Annotated in this window: 1 protein-coding gene; it reads right to left on the bottom strand. The window is 43.3% G+C overall.

Translation table 11 applies throughout. The features are described from left to right. Positions 1 to 274: 274 nt before the first annotated feature. The gene (gene arsB / locus NW815_RS12160; RefSeq protein ID WP_414388986.1) at positions 275 to 1,285 is read right to left on the bottom strand and encodes an ACR3 family arsenite efflux transporter; all 1,011 of its coding nucleotides are present in this window, start codon (positions 1,283 to 1,285) and stop codon (positions 275 to 277) included. Positions 1,286 to 1,336: the final 51 nt, after the last annotated feature.

Here is a 1,336-nt window from a genome sequence, read left to right as displayed (position 1 = left end):
TTAATTCCACTTCCCCGAAGGGAAGCGACTGATTCATTAATAGTAAGTATCACCACTGATTGTGGCAATACTTGGATACGATTAGCATCTTATGGTAATAATACAGGCCCGAGTCCATTGGCTACAGCACCTGATATGACCACTGCATTTGTACCTACCCCATCACAATGGGCAACCAAGACAATAGATTTAAGCCCGTATGCTTCTCAAACCGCCGCCAGAATCAGATTCCAATTGCGAAGTGGATGGGGAAATGTTACTTATCTGGATTTATTTAATACCTCCAACTGTTAGCGATGGCTACCAACGATAACATGATGGGTACTTCTATGAGTACACCAACCACCGTGGCTAACGACGCACCTGAATTAAGACCAAAAAGTGATATGGCCACGGCAACTGCGAGTTCAAAAAAATTACTGGCACCAATCATCGCAGCTGGTGCACAAATCGGATGTGATAAACGGAGCAATTTTCCACCCAGCCAGGTTATAAAAAATATGAAGTATGTTTGAATGGTCAGTGGTATGGCTATCAACAAAATGGTGTATGGATGATCCAGTATGTGTTCGCCCTGAAAGGCAAAGAGTAAAACCAGGGTTGAAAGCAATGCTAGTATGGAAACAGGACGAAGTGCCGGAAGAAATTTTTGTTCAAACCAATCCTTTCCTTTTCGTTGAGGCAATATCCGATTGGTCAGATAACCCGTAGTTAGCGGTATAACAACAAACACAACCACCGAAGTAATCAGTACTTCATACGGTATCTGTATGTTGGTTACTCCCAGCAGCCATTTTACAATGGGTACAAATGCAACCGGCAGAATAAGATCGTTGACTGAAACTTGTATTAACGTATAATTGGCATCGCCTTTTACCAAATAACTCCACACAAACACCATGGCTGTGCAGGGTGCGGCACCCAGCAGAATGGCGCCTGCCAGGTACTGGTCTGCATCTTCCGGAGTGATCCAGGTAGCATACAGATTTTTAAAGAAAATCCATCCAAACAATGCCATGGTGAAAGGTTTGATCAGCCAGTTTACAGTAACTGTCAGCGCCAGCCCTTTCCAATTTTTTGAAACACCGCCTATCGATGAAAAATCAATCTGTAGCATCATCGGGTAGATCATCATCCAAACCAACACCGCTACCGGAATGTTGATGGTATATATCTGCCAGCTTTCAAGCACCGAAACAGAATTCCCCAGTATTTTCCCAAGACCAATGCCTGCAGCAATGCATAGCGAGACCCAAACGGTAAGGTATTTTTCAAAAAACTTCATGGGTTGAAATTTAATTACAGCGTTTCCATTAATTCCACTTCCCCGAAGGGA

This window comes from Synechococcus sp. R6-7 (assembly GCF_047461695.1).
In the GTDB taxonomy this organism is placed as follows: domain Bacteria; phylum Cyanobacteriota; class Cyanobacteriia; order Thermostichales; family Thermostichaceae; genus Thermostichus.
This window is presented reverse-complemented; position numbering and strand designations above follow the sequence as displayed.